We start from the raw sequence: 21,789 nt of genomic DNA on the forward strand, positions 1-21,789 counted from the left end.
ATGTCGGAGCACCGGAGCGTCAGGCGTTGACGCAGGTGTTGAACGCGGTCGGGTTCAGAATGCCGATGATGTTCACGGAGTTGCCGCAGACGTTGATCGGGGCGTGGATCGGAACCTGGACCACGTTGCCGGAGAGCACGCCGGGCGAGCCGATGGCGAAACCGTCGGCGTACGAGTCGGCCATCGCGGGGGCGGCGGCACCCAGGGCCATGAACAGACCGGCGACGGCGACCGCAGCCTTCTTGCACTTCATTTCGTCTGGATCCTTTCTGCGGCGGAGGAGAATTCACGGCTTTCGTGATGCACGGGTGCGCCAGGGCCCCCGCCTTCCGCTGCACAGTTCACAACGACCCTGCCACGAAAAGGAAACCGGTCGATCTGGCCAACGGCGTTCTTCACTCCATTGGATTGCCCCGCACCGGTCAACGGGGCCAGATAGGTGTTCTCATGAGCCGCTCCCACTCGCGGTCCGGCACGCCGGGAACGGCCCGTCCCGCCTGCAACCACTGATGGGCCAGCAGGGAATAGACCGGAAACGGTTCCCTGTCGGCGGGCGGCGGGTCGGGCACATATCGGCTCTTCGGAATGAAGGCCATCCGCTCCCATTTCCCGGGATCGGGCGCCATATTCGCTCCTTCCTCTGGGTTCCGGCATCATGGCACAGCGCCAGCAGGAGAGTGATTCGGCCTGTCCATGTCGCGTCGCGTACCTGTGTGCGAGATGGGCCGAATTAACGTTCCGGCATGAATTCCTCCCGACCGGTCCCCCGACCCCGCTCCCGCAGAGGTCGCCTGCTGCTTCTGACCACCGCGCTCGTGGCCCTCGGCTCGGGTGCGGTCGCCGCGGCGCCGGATCCGCTGCCCTCGCCCCAGAGCGGCCTCAACATCCTGCTCGTCGGCATCGACTCCCGGGCCGGGGTCACCCCGGAAGAACGGACGAAGTACCACCTCGGCCACAAGGACTGCGGCTGCACCGACGTGATGATGCTCGTTCACGTCTCCGCCGGGAACGACCGGGTGAGCGTGGTGAGCCTGCCCCGGGACTCGCTCAGCGACTTCCCCGAGCACCTCGACCGGCACACCGGCGAGACGCTCCCCCCGCACCAGGCGAAGCTCAACGCGGCCTGGAAGGAGGGCGGGCCGTCCTTCGCCATCGAGATGGTGGAAGCGATGACCAAGGTTCCCGTCGACCGCTATCTCGAGATCGACTTCCGCCGGTTCATGGACACGGTGAACGTCGTCGACGGCGTGCCGATCTGCACGACGAGGCACCTCAAGGACCCCAGCACCGGCCTCGACCTCGCGCCGGGCACCCGCACGGTCGCGGGCGGCGAGGCACTCCAGTACGTCCGCTCGCGGAAGGCGGACGGACAGGCGGACTTCGGGCGGATCAAGAAGCAGCAACGGTTCATCGTCAACACCATGCGCACGATCCGCACCGACCTGTTCGAGGGCACGGACCGGCTCGGCGGGTTCATCGAGACCCTGCGCGGGACGGCGGACGTCGAGCGGGGCATCAGCACGACGGAGCTGCTGGAGCTCGCGGCACGGCTGCGGAACCTCACGCCCGAGCAGACGGAGTTCGCCACCGTGCCGATCAAGACCATCAACCCGCTCATCCCCGGCGTCGGCGCGACGATCTCGTGGGACGAGGAGTACGCCGACGAGGTCTTCGCACACCTGCGGGAGGACAAGGGCCTGCCGAAGGCCCGCCCCGTCCCGCAGAGCCACACCCCGCTGGGCGAGTACGCACCCTACGGAGGGGACTCGGCCCTGTGCCCGTAGTCCCCTCCCCGCCCGCCGCCGGTCAGCGGCCGAGCTTGCGGGCGAGCAGTTCCGGGTCCGTCGTCGGCGCGTCGCAGACGAAGTGCCGGCAGACGTAGGCGGTGGCCATGCCGTCGACCAGCGGACGGTCCCGGAGCAGTGGGAACTCCTCGCCGCCGGGCAGCCCGGCGGCGAGGACCGCGCCCGGGCTGCCGGCCCGCAGGGCGGTACGGCGCAGGGTGCGGAAGCCCTCGTCGTCGGGGGCGCCGACCACGGCGACCTCGCGCGGCCCGTCGAGCAGGGCCTCGGCGACGGCGAGGCCCCAGCCGATGAACCGGGGCGCGCGCGGCCCGAGCGCCTTGACCACGCCGAGGGCCGCCTCGGCGGCGTTGCGGTGCGGTGCGGAACCGGTGTGCGCCGCGTAGGAGAGGAGCGCTCCGGCGGCGGCGGTCCAGCCGGAGGGAGTGGCGTTGTCGGTGGGGTCCTGGGGGCGGCGGATCAGCGGCTCGGCGTCGTGGGCGGTGTCGTAGAGGGCGCCGCCCTCGGCGGTGAACTGGTCGAGGACGATGTCGAGGAGGAAGCCGGCGAACTCCAGCCACACGCCCTCGCCGGTGACGGACGCGAGGGCGAGGAAGCCTTCGGCGACGTCGGCGTAGTCCTCCAGGACCCCGGCGTTGGCGCCCGCGTGGCCGTCCTTGGAGGTACGGGTGAGCCGGGCGGAGTCGTCGAGGTGGAGCCGGACCAGCAGGTCGGCCGCCTCGGTGGCGCGGTCGACGAGGTCGGGACGGTCGAGGAGGGCGCCGGTCTCGGCGAGGGCGGCGATCGCGAGGCCGTTCCAGGCGGCGACGATCTTGTCGTCGCGGCCGGGGCGCTCGCGCTCGTCCCGGGCGGCCAGCAGGCGCCGCTTGATCGAGGCGATCCTCTCGGCGTCGGCGACGCCGGCGTCCTGCGGGAGCTGGAGCACGGAGGAGCCGTGCTCGAAGGTGCCGTCCTCGGTGACGCCGAAGTACCGGGCGGCGTAGCGGGCCTCGTCCTCGCCGAGGACCGCGGCCAGCTGCGCGGGGGTCCACACGTAGTAGGCGCCCTCGGCGTGCCGGCCACTTCCGTCGTCGCTGTCGGCGTCGAGCGCGGAGGCGAACCCGCCCTCGGGGGTGCGCAGTTCGCGGACCATGAAGTCGGCGGTCTCCAGGGCGACCCGGCGGGCCAGGTCGCTGCCGGTGGCCCGCCACAGGTGCGCGTACACCCGGCACAGCAGGGCGTTGTCGTACAGCATCTTCTCGAAGTGCGGCACGACCCACGCGCGGTCCACCGCGTAGCGGGCGAAGCCGCCGCCGAGCTGGTCGTAGATGCCGCCGCGGGCCATCGCCTCGCAGGTGTCGGCAGCCATCTGCAGCGCGCCCTCGGCCCCCGTACGGGCGTGGTGGCGCAGCAGGAACTCCAGTGCCATCGACGGCGGGAACTTGGGCGCGCCGCCGAAGCCGCCGCTGGTGGCGTCGTACTCGCGGGTGAGGCCGAGCAGGGCCTGGGCGAGCTCGGCCTCGCCGGGGACGCCGTCGCCGCCGAAGGCGAGGGAGCGGGCCGACAGATCCTTGACGATCTTCCCGGCGACCTCGCCGACCTCGTCGCGGCGCTCGGTCCAGGCGCGGGAGACGCCGTCGAGGACGTCGGAGAAGGACGGCATGCCGTGCTTCGCCTCGGGCGGGAAGTACGTGCCGAAGTAGAAGGGCTCGGCGTCCGGGGTGAGGAACACGGTCATCGGCCAGCCGCCCTGACCGGTGGCCGCCTGCACGGCCTCCATGTAGACGGCGTCGACGTCGGGGCGCTCCTCGCGGTCGACCTTGACGGCCACGAAGTGCTCGTTGACCAGGGCCGCGGTGGTCTCGTCCTCGAAGGACTCGTGGGCCATCACGTGGCACCAATGACACGCGGAGTATCCGACCGACAACAGAACGGGTACATCGCGCCGTTTCGCTTCCTCGAACGCGTCGGGTCCCCACGGCCACCAGTCGACCGGATTGTCGGCGTGCTGAAGCAGATAAGGCGAGGTCGTACCAGCCAACCGGTTCATACGCCCACCCTCTCACAGCGCCTCGCGCGACCGGCGAAACCCTGACCCGCCCGCCTCACGTGGCCGAATTGCACGTGTGAGCCATCACGTGGTGGGCGACTCCTCCTGCTTGAGTGTCGGGCGACCCGGCATCTCGGAACAGTGGGCTGGGCGCAGCAGAACGGGACCTGCCTTGGCTCCTCTAAGGAGGTGGAACGCGGACACGGACTTCGACGTCCGCTTGCAAGACGTTCCGCTCACCAACCGCCGTCCGGACGTCATCGTCCACCGGGCAGAGACCATCGACCTCATGCCCACCCGCCCCGAGCACGTGCTCCTGGTCGTCGAGGTCGTGTCCCCGGGGTCGGAGGTGCGGGGGCCTGGCATGCGCGAGTCGGCGGGGCATGCCCCGCCCCCACGCACCGGCCCGCACTACGGAACGACTGTTCGGCATGCTTCCACCCTCGCGCACGCGGGATCGTCGCGTCGGGGGAAACACCGCCCGTACGCCACGGGTGGACCGGGCGGGAACGGGGCACGGATACGGGGAAGGCCCCGTTCCTCGCACTGGCTCTGCGAGGAACGGGGCCGCCCGAGGGGCTGGGGAGATCAGCCGCCGACGTTGCCGTTCTGGGAGAGGACCTCGCCCAGGATGTGCGACAGCGCGTCGTCGCCCTTCTGCTGCACGGAGTTCTGGGTGCAGGTCTGGTTCGACATCGGGTTGCCGAGGACGTCCTGGACGGCGATCGGGACACCGATGAGGGCGCCGATCGGAACCTGGGCCTCGACCTTCTGGACGTCGAAGCAGTGCAGGACGCCACCGTTGACGAGACCGAAGTTCGGGCTCATGTAGCCACCGGTGGAGTTGCTGCCGATGGACTGCTTCGACTGGTTGCCGATGATGTTGGCGCTGCCGCCGTCGTTACCGGCCGCCATCGCCGTGGTCGCGGACATGCCGGCGACGGTGGCCGCAACAGCAGCGGTAGCAAGAACCTTCTTGATCACGAGTCTTCCTTCTTGAGCTCGATGGCCCGGAACTGCTCCGTTGACCGAAGCGTCCTGATCAACTGCCCGGGGAAGGATTGGTTCCGGGGCGTCACCCGGACGCGGTATTCGGCACATGAACGCCATCGGACGGGCGGTCGACGGGCAGCCGTTCGGTGCGTTGCCCGGTCGGGCGGGATCCCTTGGGATCACCGGCCCGTGGTGCCGATCCCTCGCGTCGGCGCGCGTCCCGCAGCACACTTGGGGCCGGACTGTTCGAGCCGGGAGCGAGCCGGAGCGCGCCCCAGGCGCGTCCCGGGGAGCGGCCGGCGAGCGGAGGGGGAACGCGGATGCGGGACAGCCACCGGGCTGAGGCCGAGCGGCTGTTGGCACGGGCCGTCGAGGAAGAGGGACGGCGCTCGGAGGGCCGCCTCGACGCGGCGGCGCTCCTGTCGCGCGGCCGGGCCGCGCTCGACACGATCGCGGAATCGGCGGCGGAGGAGTACGCGGCCTACCTGCGGGCGGTGGAGGCGGCGGAGGCCGGCCCGGACGCGCCGGCCGATCTGACGACGCCCGCCGTGGTGACCGCCGTCGCGGCCGCCGCGGCGGTCGGCGGCGACCTGGCCCTCGGTACGGCGGCGGGCACGGCGTTCGGCGCGGGCGCCGTCGTCGCGGTGGCCGGCGCCGCGGCGGCCGCACTGAAGGCCGGGGCGGGACGCCGGGTGGCCGCGCACCGCAGGGCCGGGGCGGCGGGCCGGCCCGGCGGGGTCGAGCAGTTGCGGCTGGGCTGGCTGACGGCCCTGGAGGTGCGGGGCGTGCGCCCGTTCCTGGAGCAGCAGCGGGTGCTGCTCGGCACGGCGGGGCAGTCGCCGCAGAAGGTGGTGGAGCGGCTGCGGGGCATGGACCGCAGTGCGGCGGCCCGGCGGCGTACGGTCCTGGAGCAGTCCTTCGGGCATCTGCCGGAGCCGGACGGCCCGTTCGCGGGGCGGCGGGCGGAGCTGGCGCAGATCACGCAGTGGGTGCAGGCGGGCCGGGCGGCGACGACGACCCGGCCGACGGTGGTCTTCCTGCCCGGAGCGGCCGGCTCGGGGCGCACGACGCTCGCGGTACGGGCGGCGCACGCGCTGCGGGACCAGTTCCGCGGGGCGTGCGTGGTGGACCTGCGGGGCGGCGCCACGCGGGGCGAGAAGCCGCTGACGACGCGGGAGGCGCTGCTGCACCTGCTGAACCGGCTGGGCGCGCCGCGCGACCAGCTGCTGTTCCGGGAGCGCGCCTCGGCGGAGCAGCAGGTGCGGCGTCTCTCCGAGCTGTACCACCGGCATGTGACGGGGCTCGCGGTGACGCTGGTCCTGGACGACGCGGTGGACGCGGAGCAGGTGCGGACGCTGCTGCCGGAACGTTCCGACAGCCTGGTCCTGGTGACCTGCCGGGAGCCGCTCGACCTGGGCGCGGACGTGCCGGCCTCGGTGCACGTGCTGCCGGTGACGGCGTTGGACGCCGCGGGGGCGGAGGAACTGCTCGGCGCGGTGAGGGGCGTCGAGGGGGTGTCCGGCGGCGCGGGCCTCGACCGGGTGCGCGAGCTGTGCGGGGGTCTGCCGCTGGCGCTGCGCGCGGCGGGCGCGCTGCTCGGCGGGCGGACCGTGGCCGAGGTCGGCGCGTCCCTGGAGGCGGCCGGGGCGCAGGCCGGTCCGGTCGAGCGGGCGCTCGCGGTCGGCTACGCGCAGGTGCTCGGCGAGGACGAGCGGCGGCTGCTGCGCCGGCTCGCGCTCGCGGGGCGGGCCTCGCTGGGCGCGGCCGCGGCGGCGGCGCTGCTCGGCGGCCCGGGCGCCGAAGGTGCGCGGCTGCTGGAGGAGCTGGCCCGGGCGGGGCTGCTCGACCACGTGCGCGGGAAGCGGTACCGGCTGCACGACGCGGTGCGGGGCTTCGCGGCGGCGCGGCTGGCGGAGGAGGACACCGCGGAGGTGGCGGCGGCGCAGGAGCGCCTGATCCGTAACTACGCGGAGCTCGCCGACGCGGTGATCCGGATGGTGGACGGCAAGATGTCGACCCGCGTCAACCGCGCCGCCCGCTTCGACGGGCACGGCTTCGGTTCGCTGGAGGCGGCGCTGCGCTGGCTCGACGAGGAGTCCAGCTTCATCACGGCGGCGCTGCGGCACGCGGAGGGCGTGGACCAGCAGACGGTGCTCGATCTGCTCGGCGCGCTCTGCGACTACTGCCTGCTGCGCGGCGACCTGTACCGGCTGGGCGAGATCAACGAGCTGACGGACGCGGTGGGGCAGGGCCTGCTGTCCCGGTCCGTGCAGTGGCGGACGGGTATCGCGGCCCGGCAACTGGGCGAGCTGGACAAGGCGCGGACGACGCTGACCTCGGTGGTCTCGCTCTACCAGGAGGCCCACCAGGACGCGGGCGCGGCGCTCGCGCTCTGTTCGCTCGGGATCACCCTGCACCACCAGGGCAATCTGGCGGAGGCGGCGGCCCGGCTGCGGGAGGCGCTGGCGCTGCAGGAGCCGGAGTCGCTCGCGGCCGACCGCGGCTGGACCCTGCACGCGCTGGCGGCGGTCGAGCGGGACCGGTCGCATCTGGCGGAGGCGCTGGCGCTGCTCGACCGGGCGCTGGCGCTGCACCGGGAGCACGAGTCGCTGCACGGCGAGGCCTGGGCGCACTTCCAGCGCGGCCAGGTGTCGCTGCGGACGGGCGAGGTGGCGCGGGCGGAGGAGGACCTGCGGCAGGCGCTCGAGCAGTACGGGCGCACGCACGACGGCCGCGGCGAGGCGTGGGCGCTGACCCAGCTGGCCCGGGCGCGGCTGGTCGACGGGGACGCGGTGGCCGCGGTGGACGGGCTGCGGCAGGCGCTGTCCCGGCACCGGGAGCAGGAGGACGCGCGGGGCGAGGCCTGGACGTTGTACTACCTGGGGCACGCGCTGGAGGAGCGGGGTGACCGGGACCAGGCGGTACGGGAGCTGGAGCGGGCCCGGAGCATGTTCTCGCGGATGCGCGACGTCTACGGTTTGGCATGCGCCCGCCATCACGCGGGGCGGGTCACCCGCGACCAGCGGGCCGCCCGGACCGGCAACCTGCGCAACTCCGGCTTCGCCCGTCAGCTCCTGATGGACGCCCGGGCCGACTTCCACCGCATCGGGGTGGCCCACGGCGAGGCGTGGACCTGCCTGGAGCTGGCGATCGTCGACGCCGGCAACGGCCGCGTGGCCCAGGCCCGGGAGCTGTGCGAGGAGGCGGACCGGCTCTTCGGCTCGTACGGCGACCGCAGGGGCTCCGACTGGGCCCGCTTCCTCCGCTGCACGCTGCTGCCGGACGCGGCCGCCGCCCGCGAGGAGCTCGCGGCTCTGGCCGAGTCCCGCCATCCGGCCCGCGATCCCCGGCTGGAGGACTGTGCGGAGGCCTACGCCCTGGTCCTGGAACGCGGCACCGCGCCCGACGCCGACTGGCCGGCCTGGTCCCTGGGCATGGTGCCGGGACGGCACGCGCGGGAGGTGCTGGGCGTGCCGGTCGAGGTGGCGTAGGGCGGGCGCCGGTCGCGTACCGGCCCCGGACGGCGCGCGTTCGGGCCCCGGGCGGTCCCGGGGCCCGAACGCGCGCCGCCGCTACTTCTTCGTGCCCTCGGGGGCGGCGCCGGCGGCGGCCGGGTCCGGGGCCTCAGCGAAGTCGATCTTGTGCATGTGGCGGTTCATCGACTTCATCAGACCCCAGACGGCCAGGGCCAGGACGGCGAAGACGACGAACCCGAGGACGCCGGGGGTCACCTTGTTCTCGTCCAGCTCCTTGGCGGCGAGAGGGGCGAGCTGGGTCAGTGCCAGGTGTGCGCTCATGCTAGGCATTGTCCCGGATGCCCGCGAAGAGGTCGCTCTCGGGGAGGCTGCTGGCGACGAGGGACTTGCTGAGCTCGTACTCCTCGGTCGGCCAGACCTCCTTCTGGATCTCCATGGGCACCCGGAACCAGCCGCCGTCGGGGTCGATCTGGGTGCGGTGGGCGATCAGCGCCTTGTCACGGATCTCGAAGAACTCCGAGCAGGGCACGAAGGTGGTGAGCGTGCGCTCCTTGCGCTCGAACTCGTCCCAGCGCTTCAGCCAGTCCCCGTAGGGGGACTCCAGGCCCCGGTCGAGCAGGGCCTGGTGCAGGGCCTCGGTGCGGGGGCGGTTGAAGCCCTGGTTGTAGTAGAGCTTCTGCGGCTGGAAGGCCGGGCCGAACTCGTCCTCCGGGTACTTCTCGGTGTCGGCCGCGCCGTCGAAGGCCACCATCGTGATCTTGTGGGTCATGATGTGGTCCGGGTGCGGGTAGCCGCCGTTCTCGTCGTAGGTCGTGACGACCTGGGGGCGGAACGCGCGGATCTTGCGGACCAGCTCGCCGGCGGCCGCGTCCACGTCCTCCAGGGCGAAGCAGCCCTCGGGAAGCGGGGGCAGCGGGTCGCCCTCCGGCAGGCCCGAGTCGACGAAGCCCAGCCACTCCTGCTGGACGCCGAGGATCTCGCGGGCCTCGTCCATCTCCTTGCGGCGCACCTCGTGGATGTTCGCCTCGATGTAGGGGTCGCCCTGGAGCTTCGGGTTGAGGATGGAGCCGCGTTCCCCGCCCGTGCAGGTCACGACAAGGACCTCCACCCCCTCGGACACATACTTGGCCATCGTCGCCGCGCCCTTGCTCGACTCGTCGTCGGGGTGGGCGTGAACGGCCATCAGTCGCAGCTGCTCAGTCAAGACTCATCCTCAGTGATTCGTCGCCTAGGGAGGTCTCTATAGTGACGGAATCGGGGGTGGGAAAAATTCCGGCACCCCTGCGGCGAGAGGAACGATCATGAGCGCGGTGCGCGAGGGCCTGCCCGAGGGGCGCTACGGGCGCTCCGCGGACGAGCGCGCCGATCGCACGTTGAAGATCGTCGGTGCCGCGCTCGGCGCGGCCCTCCTCGTCGTGATGGGCTGGTTCGGCTGGTACTACGTCGTCGACAACAAGATCAGCGCCGAGATGATCAAGTTCGACGTGGTGAGCGACAGCGAGGTCCAGGTCCATCTGGAGATCCGCAAGGACGCCGACGCCAAGGGCGTCTGCACGCTGCGCTCGCGTTCCGAGGACGGGGCCGAGGTGGGCCGCAAGGACGTCCGGATCGACGAGCCGGGCGACCGCCTCGACCGGGTCTGGACGATCCGCACCACCGCGAGGGCCACCAGTGCCGAGCTCATCGGGTGTACGGCCCGGTAGCGGTGGGTAGGGAGCCCGGGACGAGCCCCGGCGGGTCACCCCGGTGACCTGGGGTGACGTGAATCCCGTGGTTTATGTCCTCCCGCTTTTCGCCACTCATTGTTAGGCTCGTGGTTTCGCCCGCTCGAAAGGCGCATGCTGAAGAGGCAGCCTTTCGCGCAGGGCGATGCTTTGTATTCCCAGTACCTACGAGGAGCACCTGTGACCCAGACCAGCGACAACGTCACCTGGCTCACCCAGGAGGCGTACAACAAGCTCAAGGACGAGCTTGAGTACCTGTCTGGTCCCGCGCGTACCGAGATCGCCGCCAAGATCGCCGCGGCGCGCGAGGAGGGCGACCTGCGGGAGAACGGCGGGTACCACGCGGCCAAGGAGGAGCAGGGCAAGCAGGAGCTCCGGGTCCGCCAGCTCACGCAGCTCCTGCAGAACGCCAAGGTCGGCGAGGCCCCGGCGGACGACGGCGTCGTCGAGCCGGGCATGGTCGTGACGATCGCCTTCGACGGCGACGAGGACGACACGATGACGTTCCTGCTCGCCTCCCGCGAGTACGCGAGCGGTGACATCGAGACGTACTCCCCGCAGTCCCCGCTCGGCGTCGGCGTCAACGGCAAGAAGGCCGGCGACGACGCGGAGTACGAGCTGCCGAACGGCAAGATGGCCATGGTGAAGATCCTCAGCGCGAAGCCGTACACCGGCTGAGTCGTCCTCCGCGCACCCTTGCGCGCGATGAAGGGCCGGACCCCGCGAAAGGGGCCGGCCCTTCGTCATGCCCATGCAATGATCTTCGGGATCGGCCGGTGAAGGGGGACGGGGCGGATGCTGGGACCACTGCGCGAGGGAACTCCACGACGGATCGGACCGTACGAGGTCCTGGCCCGGCTCGGCGCCGGCGGCATGGGCGAGGTGTACCTCGCCCGGCGCGACGCCTCCGGTGAGTTCTTCGCCGTCAAGACCGTACGGCGCGACGTCGCGGGCGACCCCGCCTTCCGCGACCGCTTCCGCCGCGAGATCGAGGTCGCCGGCCTCGTGGACAGCGCGTACGCCGCCGCGCCCGTCGGCGGGGACGCCGACGCCGAGGTGCCGTGGCTGGCCACCGCGTACGTACCCGGCCCCAGCCTCTCGCAGGCCGTCCGGCGCGGCGGCCCGCTGCCCGTCGCCACGGTGCGTGCGCTCGGCGCGCGCATCGCCCGCGCCCTCGCCGACCTGCACACGGCCGGGGTCCTGCACCGCGACCTCAAGCCCGGCAACGTCATGCTCGCCGCCGACGGGCCGCGCCTGATCGACTTCGGCATCGCACGGGCGCAGGGCGCCACCACGATGACCGCGACCGGCATGATGGTCGGCACGCCCGGGTTCATGTCCCCCGAGCACGTGGCGGGCGCGCGGAAGGTGACGGGGGCGTCGGACGTCTTCTGCCTGGGCTCCCTCCTCTGTTACGCGGCGACCGGCGAGGACCCCTTCGGCGACGGCCCGGTCGCTGCCGTCCTCTACCGCGTCTCGCAGGCGGAGGCGGACCTGGAGCGGGTCCCGGAGGAACTGCGCGCCGTGATCTCCGCGTGCCTGGCGCTCGACCCGGACGCCCGCCCGGCCCCGCAGACGCTTGCCGACCTCCTGGGCGGCGCCGACGGGCGCCTCCCGGCGTGGCCGGGCCCGGTCCTCGACCACATCGGCGAGTACGGCCGCGCGCTGGCCCAGCTGGTGGCGGCGGGCGGCCCGCTCCTGGAGGTCCCGGCGACCCCCGCCCCCGTGGTGACGTCAGGCCCGCCCGGCCTGCACTTCGCGCCGACGATCGCCCCCGCGCCCGCGCCTGCGGCGCCCGCCCCGAAGCGGCGGCGCCGGGCGCTGATCGCCGCGGTGGTGGCCCTCGCGGTCCTGGGCGGCGGCCTCGGCGCGTACCTGCTGTGGCCGCAGCCGGCCGACCCGAAGCAGCCGACGACGGCCGCCCCGCCGGCCGGCCCCCGCATCCCCGGCGTCGACGACCGCGGCCTCGCCGACGCCTCGGGGATCGTCCCCCAGAGCGCCGCCCAGCGGCCGGCCGGCTGGAAGCCGTGGCAGGCGAAGCTGACGGCGCCGGCGTTCGGCTGCTCGGGCAACGAGAAGGCGCTGGTGTGCCGGACGACGGACGGGTGGTACGAGGCGCTGGATCCGGCGAGCGGGAAGAAGTTGTGGGAGGCGGGGCTCAAGGGGGGCAAGCGGGGCGGCAGGAGCTACATGACCGACCACGGCCGCCCCTGGATCACCGACGACGCCACGCGGCCGACGGTCCACGACGCGGTCGTGGTCCTCGCCGGGGACGGGAAGCTCCAGGTGCGCGACGTCCGCAGCGGGGCGGTCCGCTGGGAGAAGCGCGACCTGATCCGTGGCACCCAGGGGACCGGGTCGAGGCCGATCGTCGCCGACGGCATCGTGTTCGCGGCGACGCGGCCCGCGGGTGGCGCCAGCGAGTACAAGGCCGCCATGGCCGCGTACTCCCTCGCCGACGGGCGCACGCTGTGGTCGAAGGAGCTCACGAACGACGAGATCGCGTATTCCGACTTCCGGGGCTTCGAGCCGGTCGCGTACGCCGCGGGGCAGGTGTACGCGCTCAGCGACGGCGGGCTCGTCACGTACGACGCCAGGACCGGCACCCTGCGTGGACAGGCCGACCGGGAGGCACGCGACTGCGAGACGGTGAAGGTGGTCGGCACCTCGGCGTTCTGCGTGACCGTCCCGCACAGGAACGGCGAGCAGCCGCAGCTCCGGCTCCTGGACGCGGCCACCCTCGCCTCGAAGGGCAGTCTGCCCGTCCCCGTCGGGAAGCTGACGCCCGACGTGGTCACGCCGAAGGCCGCCGTCACCTTCGAGCTGAAGTGGACCACCGAACCGAGCGGCATCCGCACCGGCGGCTCGGACGGCACGCTGAGGGTCACCGACCCGAAGGACGGCCGCGAGCTCGCCTCGTACGCCTCCAGGCCCACGCCCTCCGGTCTCGCGCAGAAGTGGTCTGCGCCCCTGCTCGCCGGCGACCAGGTGGTGTACGCCGACTACGCTGCCCTCCACACCCTGCGGCTCGGGCCGGACGGCAAGCCCGGCGACCTGAAGGTGACCCCGGTACGGGGCGCGCCCGGCCCGCGGGCCGAGGAGGACGCCCGCGACCCGGACTACGGAATCATCTACGAACGCATGGTCCGGCAGCCCGAGGTCCTGCCCGTCGGCGGGATCGCCTACGTCGTCTACGACAAGGGCGCCGTCGTCTCCGTAGAGCTGCCCAAGTGACGCGCTGAGAGGACTTTTACGTGCTGGAAGCACTGCCCACCGGGCCGCCGCGGCTCGTCGGCCCCTACCGGCTGCTCGCCCGGCTCGGCGCGGGCGGCATGGGCGAGGTCCATCTGGCCTGCCGGGCGGACACGCCGACGGCCGATCCGTACCGGATGGTCGCCGTGAAGACCGTGCGCGAGGACCTGGAGGTCGACGGGGACTTCCGGACCCGCTTCCGGCGCGAGATCACGGCGGCACGGGCGGTCCGCAGCCCGTACGCGGCCCAGCTCGTCGACGCGGACGCAGACGCGCCCTCGCCGTGGCTGGCGACCGAGTACGTGCCGGGGCCGTCCCTCGCCGAGGCGGTCGTCCGGGCCGGGGCGCTGCCGGTCGCGACGGTGCGGGCCCTCGGGGCCACGCTGGCACGGGCGTTGCAGGCGGTACACGGGGCGGAGGTGCTGCACCGGGACCTGAAGCCGGCGAACGTACTGCTCGGGGCGACCGGGCCGAAGCTGATCGACTTCGGCATCGCGCAGGCCTTCGAGGCGACGGCGCTGACGTCGACGGGACTGGTGGTCGGTTCGCCCGGCTTCATGTCTCCGGAGCATCTGGTCGGCAGCCGGGCGGTCGTGCCCGCGTCCGACGTCTTCTGTCTGGGCGCGGTGCTCGCGTTCGCGGCGAGCGGGCGGGGGCCGTTCCAGGACGACGAGATGGCGGCGGTGATCTACCGGATCAGCCGGGCCGAGGCCGAACTCTCGGGTGTGCCCGAGGAGTTGCGGCCGGTCGTCGAGCGGTGCCTGCGGCTCGATCCGGCGGAGCGGCCGTCGACGGCGGAACTGGTGGAGCTGCTGGACGGCGGGGGTGCGCCGGAGGTCTTCCCCTGGCCCGCGGGCGTGTTGTCGCTCCTCGCCGAGTACGGGGACGCGGCGCGCCGGATCGGCGAGGCCGCGGCGTCGGGCGCGGGCGTGGCGGACCTGCCGACGCTGGCGCCGGTGGTGCCGTACTCCCCCACGGCGGCGGGCCACCTGCCGTCGGCCGCCCCCTCGGAGCCCGAGCCGCGACGCCGCCCGTGGGGGCGGATCGTCGCCGCCGCCGTGGCGGTGGCGGTCGTGGCGACGGCGGGTGTCGTGATCGTCGACCGACAGGACGGGAAGCGGGGTTCGGCGGGGCAAGGCCCCTCGGGGACCCCCTCCCGCTCGGCGTCCGGTCCCGCCGCGCCGAAGACGCTCAGCCAGGTCGTCCTGCCGTACGGCGGCGAGGGTCGTCCGGGCGACTTCGGGAAGGCGGGGACGGACCGGGCGTCGCGGCCGGCGGGCTGGTCGCCCTGGACCACCAGGATCGACACCGGGATCGACGCCTGTGCGCTCACGCCCAAGGTGCTCGTGTGCACCGGCAGCGGGGGCGCGGCCCTCGGCCTGAACGCGGCGGACGGGAAGAAGTTGTGGTCGGCGCCGGCCCGGCAGAACGCCGACGACTTCGGCGTCCTCTCCTCGCCCGGGTACCCGGCCGTCGTCGGGGACACCGCGTACGTCACGGGCCGCGACGGGGTGACGGCCTACGGGGTCGCGGACGGCAAGGAGCGCGGCCGGATCCCCGCGCCCGGGGCCGACTGGGCGCAGAAGGGCTCCGACCTGCACGGCGGCGTCCTCTACTCCAGCTACGTCAACCGGGCCGCCGACGGCCGGGGACTCCTCACGGCCGTGAAGCTGGACGGCAAGGGCGCGGGCAAGGAACTGTGGCGGCACGAACTCGACGGCATCCCCGAGCAGGTGGTCGCCGCCGGAGGCCGGGTGTACGTGCCGGTCGACGGCGTCGTGCCGGTGGCCCTCGACGCGGCGACGGGCGAGGAAACCGCCCGGGGAGCCGACGGCGTGCAGTGCGCCACCATGGTCGTGCACGAGGAGTCCGTGCTCTGCCAGACCTCACGCGACGGCGGCGTGCCCGTCCTCGACGCCGGGACCCTGCGACCGAAGCGCACACTGGGCGCGGACCTGACGATCGCGGCCGGTCCGGCGGTGAGCGGGAGCGGGACGGTGGCCGTGATCGCCGAGGAGGGCAACCGCCGCAGCGTGGTCACGTACGACCTCGAGAGCGGACGCCAGTTGAGGCGCACGAGGACGGGGGACCTCTTCGACAACCCGCCGAGCCTGGTCTACTTCGCGGGCGACCGGGTACTGGTCGCGGGCAAGAACGAGACCCAGTCCTTCGCCGCGACCGGGCCGGTGGGCGACCGGGACACCGAGGAGCGTGACGCCGCCCTCCCCGAGGGCGTCGACGACGACCAGTTGATCCCGTACGAAGCGCTGGTCGCCGGAGGGGCCGTGTTCCTCCCCTTCGACGACCTCGTCATCTCCGGCTACATGCCCTGACCCGTGGTCCGGGTCGGGGCATGCGGCCGGGGCGCACGCCTCACGCCGTGGCCGACCGGTACTTCCGTACCGACAGCGTCCGGAAGATGACGACGATCAGGACCGAGTAGATCAGCGACGCCCACACCGGGTACTGCATCGGCCACGCGTCGGACGGGGACAGGCCCGGGTCGCCGAAGAGTTTGCGGCAGGCCTGCACCGTGGCGCTGAACGGGTTCCACTCCGCGATGGGCTGGAGCCAGCCGGGCAGGTTGCTGCTGTCCACGAAGGCGTTCGAGATGAACGTGACCGGGAACAGCCAGATCAGCCCGCCCGACGTGGCCGCCTCCGGCGTGCGGACGGAGAGGCCGATGAGCGCGCCGATCCAGGTGAAGGCGTATCCCAGGAGGAGGAGCAGGCCGAAGCCGGCCATGATCTTGGCGAAGTTGGTCGGCGCCGCGTAGCCGGGACGCCAGCCGACGAGGAGGGCGACGAGCGCGAGGACGGTCAGCGTCAGCGCGGTCTGGACGAGGTCGGCCAGGGTGCGCCCGGTGAGGACCGCGCCGCGGGCCATCGGGAGGGAGCGGAAGCGGTCGATGAGGCCCTTGTGCATGTCGTCGGCGATGCCCGCGCCCGCGCCGGCCGTGGCGAAGGTGACGGTCTGGGCGAAGATGCCGGCCATCAGGAAGTTCTTGTAGACGTCCGGGTCGGTGGAGTTGCCGATCTGCATGGAGCCGCCGAAGACGTACGTGAAGAGGATCACGAACATCACCGGCTGGATGAGCCCGAAGATGACCATCTCCGGGATGCGGCTCATCCGGATGAGGTTGCGCTTGGTGACGACCAGCGAGTCGCCGATCGACTGGGCGATGGCGCCGCGCCTCCTGCGCCGGGTGACGGCGTCGGTCAGGGTGGTCATGTCGCCGCCTCCTTGGCCTGCTCCGGGTCCTCGGCGCCCGTCTCCCGCTGCTCCCGCGCCTCGGGCCCCTCCTGCCCCTTCGCCTTCGCGCGCCGGCCCCGCGGGTCCTTCGGCGGCCCCTCGCCGTTCTCGTCCTCCGCCCGCTCGGCCGTGTGGCCCGTGAGCGACAGGAAGACGTCGTCGAGGGTCGGGCGGCGCAGTCCGATGTCGTCGATCTCGACGCCGACGGCGTCCAGGTCGCGGATCACCTCGGCGAGGAGCTTGGCTCCACCGGCGACCGGGACGGTCAGCTTGCGCGTGTGGTCCTCGACGCTGACGTCGCCCTGGCCGGGCATCCCGTAGCGGTGCAGGACCTCGCGGGCGGGCGGGATCATCTGGCGTTCGTGGACGACGACTTCGACGCGCTCGCCGCCGGTCTGGGCCTTGAGCGCGTCGGAGGTGCCGCGGGCGATCACCTTGCCGTGGTCGACGACGCAGATGTCGTGGGCCAGGTGGTCGGCCTCCTCCAGATACTGCGTGGTGAGGAGCAGGGTGGTGCCGCCGGCGACGAGCTCCTGGATGACCTCCCACAGCGCCTGGCGGTTGCGGGGGTCGAGGCCCGTGGTGGGCTCGTCCATGAACATGACGGGTGGCGAGACCACGAGGGCCGCGGCGAGGTCCAGGCGGCGGCGCATGCCGCCGGAGTAGGTCTTGGCGGTGCGGTCGGCGGCGTCCGCCAGGCCGAAGCGCTCCAGGAGCTCGCTCGCGCGGGCCTTCGCGCTGCGCGCGTCCATCTGGTAGAGCCGGCCGACCATCTGCAGGTTCTCACGGCCGGTCAGATACTCGTCGACGGCGGCGAACTGGCCCGACAGACCGATGGAGCGGCGCACCTCGTCGGGGTGCTCGAGCACGTCGATCCCCGCCACGGAGGCGCGGCCGCTGTCGGGTGTGATGAGGGTGGTGAGCACACGGACGGTGGTGGTCTTCCCGGCGCCGTTAGGGCCGAGGAGGCCCAGGACGGTGCCCTCGGGGACGTCGAGGTCCACGCCGTCCAGAGCTCGTACGTCGCCGAAGGTCTTCACCAGACCTTCGGCGTGGATCGCGCCTGGCATGTGGGTTCTCCCAGCAGTTTCGGGCGTTTCCGGACAAGTCTAGAGAGGCCGGACACACCTCGCCCGGCGTTCCGTGACCACGGCCACACACTAACGCGATACATCGCGACACACAACCGGTTCGCGCCACCGGGGGACGGCGCCTCTCGGCCCCGCACGGCTCTCGGCCCGCACGACTCCCGACCCCGCACGACTCCCGACCCCACACGGCTGTCCAACCGCACGGCTCTCAGCCCAGCACCGTGTACCCGGCGTCCCGCAGCGCCTCCGCGACCTCCTCGCAGTGCTCCGGGCCCTTCGTCTCCAGGTGCAGCTCGACCTCCGCCTCCGTCAGCCCCAGCCGCGGATCCGTCCGCACGTGACTCACGTCGAGCACGTTCGCGTCCACCACGGTGAGCACCGCGAGCAGCGTCGCGAGCGTGCCCGGCCGGTCCGTGACCTTCAGCCGCAGGCTCAGATAGCGCCCGCCGGCCGCCATGCCGTGCCGCAGGACCCGCTGCATCAGGAGCGGGTCGACGTTCCCGCCGGAAAGCACCGCCACCACCGGCCCCCGGCCCCGGAACGCCTCCGGGTCCGCGAGCAGCGCCGCGACCGGACTCGCCCCGGCCGGCTCCACCACCAGCTTCGCCCGCTCCAGGCAGAGCAGCAGCGCCGAGGAGAGCGCGTCCTCCGTGACGGTGCGGACCTCGTCCACGTACTCCCGCACGATCGCGAACGGCACGTCGCCCGGCCGCCCCACCTTGATGCCGTCCGCCATCGTCACCGGCGAGTCGATCGCCACCGGGTGCCCCGCCGCGAGCGAGGGCGGGTACGCGGCCGCGCCCTCCGCCTGCACGCCGATCACCCGCACGTCGGGGCGCACCGACTTCACCGCGAGCCCGATCCCCGCCGCCAGGCCGCCGCCGCCGACCCCCACCAGGATCGTGCGCACCTCCGGGCACTGCTCCAGGATCTCCAGGCCGACCGTGCCCTGGCCCGCGATGATGTCGACGTGGTCGAAGGGATGGATGAAGACCGCGCCGGTCTCCCGCGCGTACTCCTCGGCCGCCGCGAGCGTCTCGTCCACGACGTGCCCGTGCAGCCGCACCTCCGCCCCGTACTCGCGGGTGGCCGCCACCTTCGGCAGCGGCGCGCCCACCGGCATGAAGACCGTCGCGTGCACCCCGAGCAGCGCGGAGGCCAGCGCCACGCCCTGCGCGTGGTTGCCCGCCGAGGCCGCGACCACGCCGGCCGCGCGCTGCTCGGGCCGCAGCCCCGCGATCCGCACGTACGCGCCGCGCAGCTTGAACGAGCCGGTCCGCTGCAGGTTCTCGCACTTGAGGTGGACCGGCGCCGCCACCATCGAGGACAGGTGCCGGCTGCCCTCCATGGGGGTCACCCGGGCCACCCCGGCGAGCATCCTCTGCGCCCCCCGCACGTCGTCGAGCATGAGGCGGTGCAAGGGGTCTGGCGTACGGAAGCTCATGACCGCAAGTCTCGCAGCTCACAGGGGCCCCGGCCGCCGGAGCGACGGCGCGCCGCCCGGACCGGACCCCCGTCGGTTCCGGGTTCGCATCGGGTTCGCGCAGCGCCGGTACGGACCCGGGCCGGTCCGCGTACTCTGTCCCCCACCAATTGCCCACCGCACGAGAGAGCCACCACAGCCATGCCCACATCTCAGGACATGACGACTGAGCTTGACCCCGGTCTCCTCGACGCCCTCCAGCACCAGGTGGCCGTCTTCGCGAGACGGGCCGAGCAGACCCGGCTCGGCGGCACCGGGCAGCTCCGCAACTCCATGGACCGCGCCGCGTACCTGCTGCTCAACCGGCTCGACCAGGAAGGCCCGATGGGCGTCAAGGCGCTCGCCGCCGGCATGGGCATCGACTCCTCCACGGTCACCCGCCAGGTCGCGCCTCTCGTCGACACCGGCCTGGTCAAGCGGACCTCGCACCCCGAGGACGGCCGGGCCGTCGTCCTCCAGCTCTCCCCCCGCGGCCAGGCCCGCCTGGAGGAGGTCCGCACCTCGCGGCGCCAGCTGATGGCGGAGGTCACGGACGGCTGGACGCCCGCCGAGCGCGAGTCGTTCTGCACCCTGCTCACCCGCTTCAACTCGGCCCTCTCGGCACGCCAGTCGGGGCTGCCCGTGACGCCGGACGAGGCCGCGCCCAAGTCGTGACCCGGGGTCTCCGGCACGGGTCTTGACCAGCGGCGCGCGCTGTCCTCATATGAGGACGTGCGCGAGTCGAATCATGGCCACCATGGCGAAAACACCGCTCGCACCCGGGAGTTCAACGCGTTCGTGGCCGGGGCGTCGGGCCGGCTGCTGCATGCGGCGACCCTGCTCACCACCGAGCCCGCGCACCGCAACCCGCTCGCCCAGGCCCTGCTGACGGCCGCCCTCGCCCACACCTACGCCCACTGGGACCGGCTGCGCGGCGAGGACCCGTACGACGTCACCCGCGCCGACCTCGCCACCCGCTTCGCCCGCACCGCCTGGCGCTACCACCGCGGCCGCGGCGGCGTGCTCTCCGCGCTCACCCCGCAGGAACGCCTCGTCGTGGTGCTCCGGCTGTACGAGGGGGTGGCCGAGGAGCAGACCGGCGCCCTGCTCGGCCTGCCCGAGGAGCGGATCCGGGCCGTCTGCGCCCGCTCCGTGAGCGCCCTGCGGGCGGCCTCGTGAACCGCCACGAGCACAAGGAGGACGAGGTCCGCCGGATGATGGACACCCCGCATCCGCACGTGCCCGGCGACCTCGCCGCGCGGGCCGTCGAGCGGGGCACCCGGCTGCTGCACCGGGACCGGGTGGTCCGGCGGATCGGGTGGGCGCTGCTCGCGGCCGCGGTCGTCGCCTTCGTCGTGTGGGCCTCGGTCGTGCGGCCCTGGGAGGTGCCGCCCGCGGGGACGACGCCACCGCTCGAAGGCTGGTGAGGCCGGCCGGAAGGCGGCCGGGGCCGGGCCCCCACGGGGAGGACCCGGCCCGGGGGGCGTCCTAGCCCAGCGCCTCGCGCAGGTCCGCGAGCAGGTCGTCCACGTTCTCGATGCCGACGGAGAGGCGGACCAGGTCGGCCGGGACCTCCAGGGCCGAGCCCGCGACGCTCGCGTGCGTCATCCGGCCCGGGTGCTCGATCAGCGACTCGACGCCGCCGAGGGACTCGCCCAGGGTGAACAGCTTGGCGCGGTTGCAGACCTCGACGGCCGCCTCCTCGCCGCCCTGCACGCGGAACGAGATCATGCCGCCGAAGGACCGCATCTGCTTGGCCGCGATCTCGTGCCCCGGGTGCTCCGGCAGGCCCGGGTAGAGGACCTGGGTGACCTTCGGGTGCTGGGTGAGCATCTCGACGATCTTGCCGGCGTTCTCGCTGTGCCGGTCCATGCGGACGGCGAGGGTCTTGATGCCGCGCAGCACGATCCAGGAGTCGAAGGGGCCGGCGACGGCGCCCATCGCGTTCTGGTGGTAGGCCAGTTCCTCGCCGAGCTCCGCGTCGGCCGTCACCAGGGCACCGCCGACGACGTCGGAGTGGCCGCCCATGTACTTGGTGAGCGAGTGCACGACGACGTCCGCGCCGAGCGACAGCGGCTGCTGCAGGTAGGGCGAGGCGAAGGTGTTGTCGACGACCAGCTTCACCCCGGCCTGGCGGGCGACGCCCGCGACGGCCTCGATGTCGGTGATGCCGAGCAGCGGGTTCGACGGGGTCTCGACCCAGATCAGCTTGGTGCGCTCGTTGAGGGCGCCGCGCACGGACTCGATGTCCGAGGTGTTCGCGACGGAGAAGTCCACGCCCCAGCGCTCGACGACCTTGGCGAAGAGACGGAAGGTGCCGCCGTAGGCGTCGTTGGGGATGACGACGTGGTCGCCGGGGACGAGGAGGGTGCGCAGCAGGCAGTCCTCGGCGGCGAGGCCGGAGGCGAAGGCGAGGCCGCGGCGGCCGCCCTCCAGGGCCGCCAGGTTCTCCTCCAGCGCGGTCCGGGTGGGGTTGGCGCTGCGGCTGTACTCGTAGCCGCCGCGCAGCCCGCCCACGCCGTCCTGCTTGTAGGTGGACACCTGGTAGATGGGCGGGACGACCGCGCCGGTCAGCGGGTCTGCGGTGTTGCCCGCGTGGATGGCGCGGGTCTCGAAGCTCTGGTGGGTGTGCTGGTCGCTCATGAGGCAGGAGCGTAGTCCCGTGGGGGCCCGGTCGCCGCCCCACGTCTCAGCAGGCGTTCCCCGGT

Annotated in this window: 18 protein-coding genes and 1 pseudogene; 10 read left to right on the forward strand and 9 right to left on the reverse strand. The window is 73.0% G+C overall.

What is annotated here, in order from left to right:
- Nucleotides 1–19: 19 nt before the first annotated feature.
- Complete coding sequence (locus tag AB0M16_RS28615) at nt 20–253, reverse strand: chaplin (protein ID WP_365347902.1); 234 nt, start codon at nt 251–253, stop codon at nt 20–22.
- A 490-nt stretch (nt 254–743) separates the two neighbouring features.
- On the opposite strand from AB0M16_RS28615, the gene AB0M16_RS28620 reads away from it, so the two are divergent.
- Nucleotides 744–1,784 carry an LCP family protein gene (locus tag AB0M16_RS28620; RefSeq protein WP_365347904.1) on the forward strand — a complete coding sequence of 347 codons (1,041 nt, stop codon included), beginning with the start codon at nt 744–746 and terminating at the stop codon, nt 1,782–1,784.
- A 22-nt stretch (nt 1,785–1,806) separates the two neighbouring features.
- Here the strand turns inward: AB0M16_RS28620 and AB0M16_RS28625 are convergent, their stop codons facing one another.
- Nucleotides 1,807–3,831 (reverse strand): thioredoxin domain-containing protein, encoded by a 2,025-nt coding sequence (locus AB0M16_RS28625; protein WP_365347906.1) that lies wholly within the window; start codon nt 3,829–3,831, stop codon nt 1,807–1,809.
- Nucleotides 3,832–4,021: 190 nt separating this feature from the next.
- On the opposite strand from AB0M16_RS28625, the pseudogene AB0M16_RS28630 reads away from it, so the two are divergent.
- A pseudogene (locus AB0M16_RS28630) lies at nt 4,022–4,180 on the forward strand (Uma2 family endonuclease); the annotation flags it as partial.
- Between the two features lie 239 nt (nt 4,181–4,419).
- Here AB0M16_RS28630 and AB0M16_RS28635 read toward each other — a convergent pair.
- The gene (locus AB0M16_RS28635; protein WP_365347908.1) at nt 4,420–4,815 is read right to left on the reverse strand and encodes a rodlin; all 396 of its coding nucleotides are present in this window, start codon (nt 4,813–4,815) and stop codon (nt 4,420–4,422) included.
- Nucleotides 4,816–5,144: 329 nt separating this feature from the next.
- Here AB0M16_RS28635 and AB0M16_RS28640 point away from each other — a divergent pair, with 329 nt between their 5' ends.
- The gene (locus tag AB0M16_RS28640; protein WP_365347910.1) at nt 5,145–8,315 is read left to right on the forward strand and encodes a tetratricopeptide repeat protein; all 3,171 of its coding nucleotides are present in this window, start codon (nt 5,145–5,147) and stop codon (nt 8,313–8,315) included.
- Nucleotides 8,316–8,396: 81 nt separating this feature from the next.
- Here the strand turns inward: AB0M16_RS28640 and AB0M16_RS28645 are convergent, their stop codons facing one another.
- Nucleotides 8,397–8,630, reverse strand: coding sequence for a hypothetical protein (locus AB0M16_RS28645; protein ID WP_365347912.1), 234 nt, complete (start codon nt 8,628–8,630; stop codon nt 8,397–8,399).
- Nucleotides 8,623–9,504: a mycothiol conjugate amidase Mca gene (mca, locus tag AB0M16_RS28650; RefSeq protein ID WP_365347914.1), complete on the reverse strand. Its 882-nt coding sequence runs from the start codon at nt 9,502–9,504 to the stop codon at nt 8,623–8,625. Before mca ends, AB0M16_RS28645 begins: the two co-directional genes overlap by 8 nt.
- Before the next feature lie 97 nt (nt 9,505–9,601).
- Between mca and AB0M16_RS28655 the strand changes: the two genes are divergently transcribed.
- The 4 genes from AB0M16_RS28655 to AB0M16_RS28670 all read left to right on the forward strand — a co-directional run bounded on the left by AB0M16_RS28655 (nt 9,602) and on the right by AB0M16_RS28670 (nt 15,609).
- A complete protein-coding gene (locus tag AB0M16_RS28655; protein ID WP_365347916.1) occupies nt 9,602–10,003 on the forward strand; it encodes a DUF4307 domain-containing protein in 402 nt (133 codons plus the stop codon).
- Nucleotides 10,004–10,204: 201 nt separating this feature from the next.
- A complete protein-coding gene (gene greA, locus AB0M16_RS28660; protein WP_365347918.1) occupies nt 10,205–10,702 on the forward strand; it encodes a transcription elongation factor GreA in 498 nt (165 codons plus the stop codon).
- 117 nt (nt 10,703–10,819) lie between these two features.
- On the forward strand, nt 10,820–13,258 hold the full coding sequence (locus AB0M16_RS28665; protein ID WP_365347920.1) for a serine/threonine-protein kinase: 2,439 nt from the start codon (nt 10,820–10,822) through the stop codon (nt 13,256–13,258).
- A gap of 20 nt (nt 13,259–13,278) precedes the next feature.
- The gene (locus AB0M16_RS28670; protein ID WP_365347922.1) at nt 13,279–15,609 is read left to right on the forward strand and encodes a serine/threonine-protein kinase; all 2,331 of its coding nucleotides are present in this window, start codon (nt 13,279–13,281) and stop codon (nt 15,607–15,609) included.
- Between the two features lie 40 nt (nt 15,610–15,649).
- Here the strand turns inward: AB0M16_RS28670 and AB0M16_RS28675 are convergent, their stop codons facing one another.
- The 3 genes from AB0M16_RS28675 to ilvA all read right to left on the reverse strand — a co-directional run bounded on the left by AB0M16_RS28675 (nt 15,650) and on the right by ilvA (nt 19,063).
- Nucleotides 15,650–16,507, reverse strand: coding sequence for an ABC transporter permease (locus tag AB0M16_RS28675; protein ID WP_365347924.1), 858 nt, complete (start codon nt 16,505–16,507; stop codon nt 15,650–15,652).
- The gene (locus AB0M16_RS28680) at nt 16,504–17,598 is read right to left on the reverse strand and encodes an ATP-binding cassette domain-containing protein (RefSeq protein ID WP_365347926.1); all 1,095 of its coding nucleotides are present in this window, start codon (nt 17,596–17,598) and stop codon (nt 16,504–16,506) included. Before AB0M16_RS28680 ends, AB0M16_RS28675 begins: the two co-directional genes overlap by 4 nt.
- A 229-nt stretch (nt 17,599–17,827) precedes the next feature.
- The gene (ilvA, locus tag AB0M16_RS28685; protein ID WP_365347928.1) at nt 17,828–19,063 is read right to left on the reverse strand and encodes a threonine ammonia-lyase; all 1,236 of its coding nucleotides are present in this window, start codon (nt 19,061–19,063) and stop codon (nt 17,828–17,830) included.
- Nucleotides 19,064–19,243: 180 nt separating this feature from the next.
- Here ilvA and AB0M16_RS28690 point away from each other — a divergent pair, with 180 nt between their 5' ends.
- Genes AB0M16_RS28690 through AB0M16_RS28700 form a run of 3 tightly spaced genes read left to right on the forward strand, consistent with a single transcriptional unit; the run spans nt 19,244 to nt 20,508 of the window.
- Nucleotides 19,244–19,756, forward strand: coding sequence for a MarR family transcriptional regulator (locus AB0M16_RS28690; protein ID WP_365347930.1), 513 nt, complete (start codon nt 19,244–19,246; stop codon nt 19,754–19,756).
- Between the two features lie 57 nt (nt 19,757–19,813).
- Nucleotides 19,814–20,260, forward strand: a complete 447-nt coding sequence (locus AB0M16_RS28695) for a sigma factor-like helix-turn-helix DNA-binding protein (RefSeq protein ID WP_365347932.1) — start codon at nt 19,814–19,816, stop codon at nt 20,258–20,260.
- Nucleotides 20,257–20,508 (forward strand): hypothetical protein, encoded by a 252-nt coding sequence (locus AB0M16_RS28700; RefSeq protein ID WP_365347934.1) that lies wholly within the window; start codon nt 20,257–20,259, stop codon nt 20,506–20,508. Before AB0M16_RS28695 ends, AB0M16_RS28700 begins: the two co-directional genes overlap by 4 nt.
- A gap of 61 nt (nt 20,509–20,569) precedes the next feature.
- On the opposite strand, the gene AB0M16_RS28705 is transcribed toward AB0M16_RS28700, so the two are convergent.
- Nucleotides 20,570–21,724 carry a cystathionine gamma-synthase gene (locus AB0M16_RS28705; protein WP_365347936.1) on the reverse strand — a complete coding sequence of 385 codons (1,155 nt, stop codon included), beginning with the start codon at nt 21,722–21,724 and terminating at the stop codon, nt 20,570–20,572.
- Nucleotides 21,725–21,789: the final 65 nt, after the last annotated feature.

The sequence above is a fragment of the Streptomyces sp. NPDC051921 genome (assembly GCF_040680975.1).
Classification (GTDB): domain Bacteria; phylum Actinomycetota; class Actinomycetes; order Streptomycetales; family Streptomycetaceae; genus Streptomyces.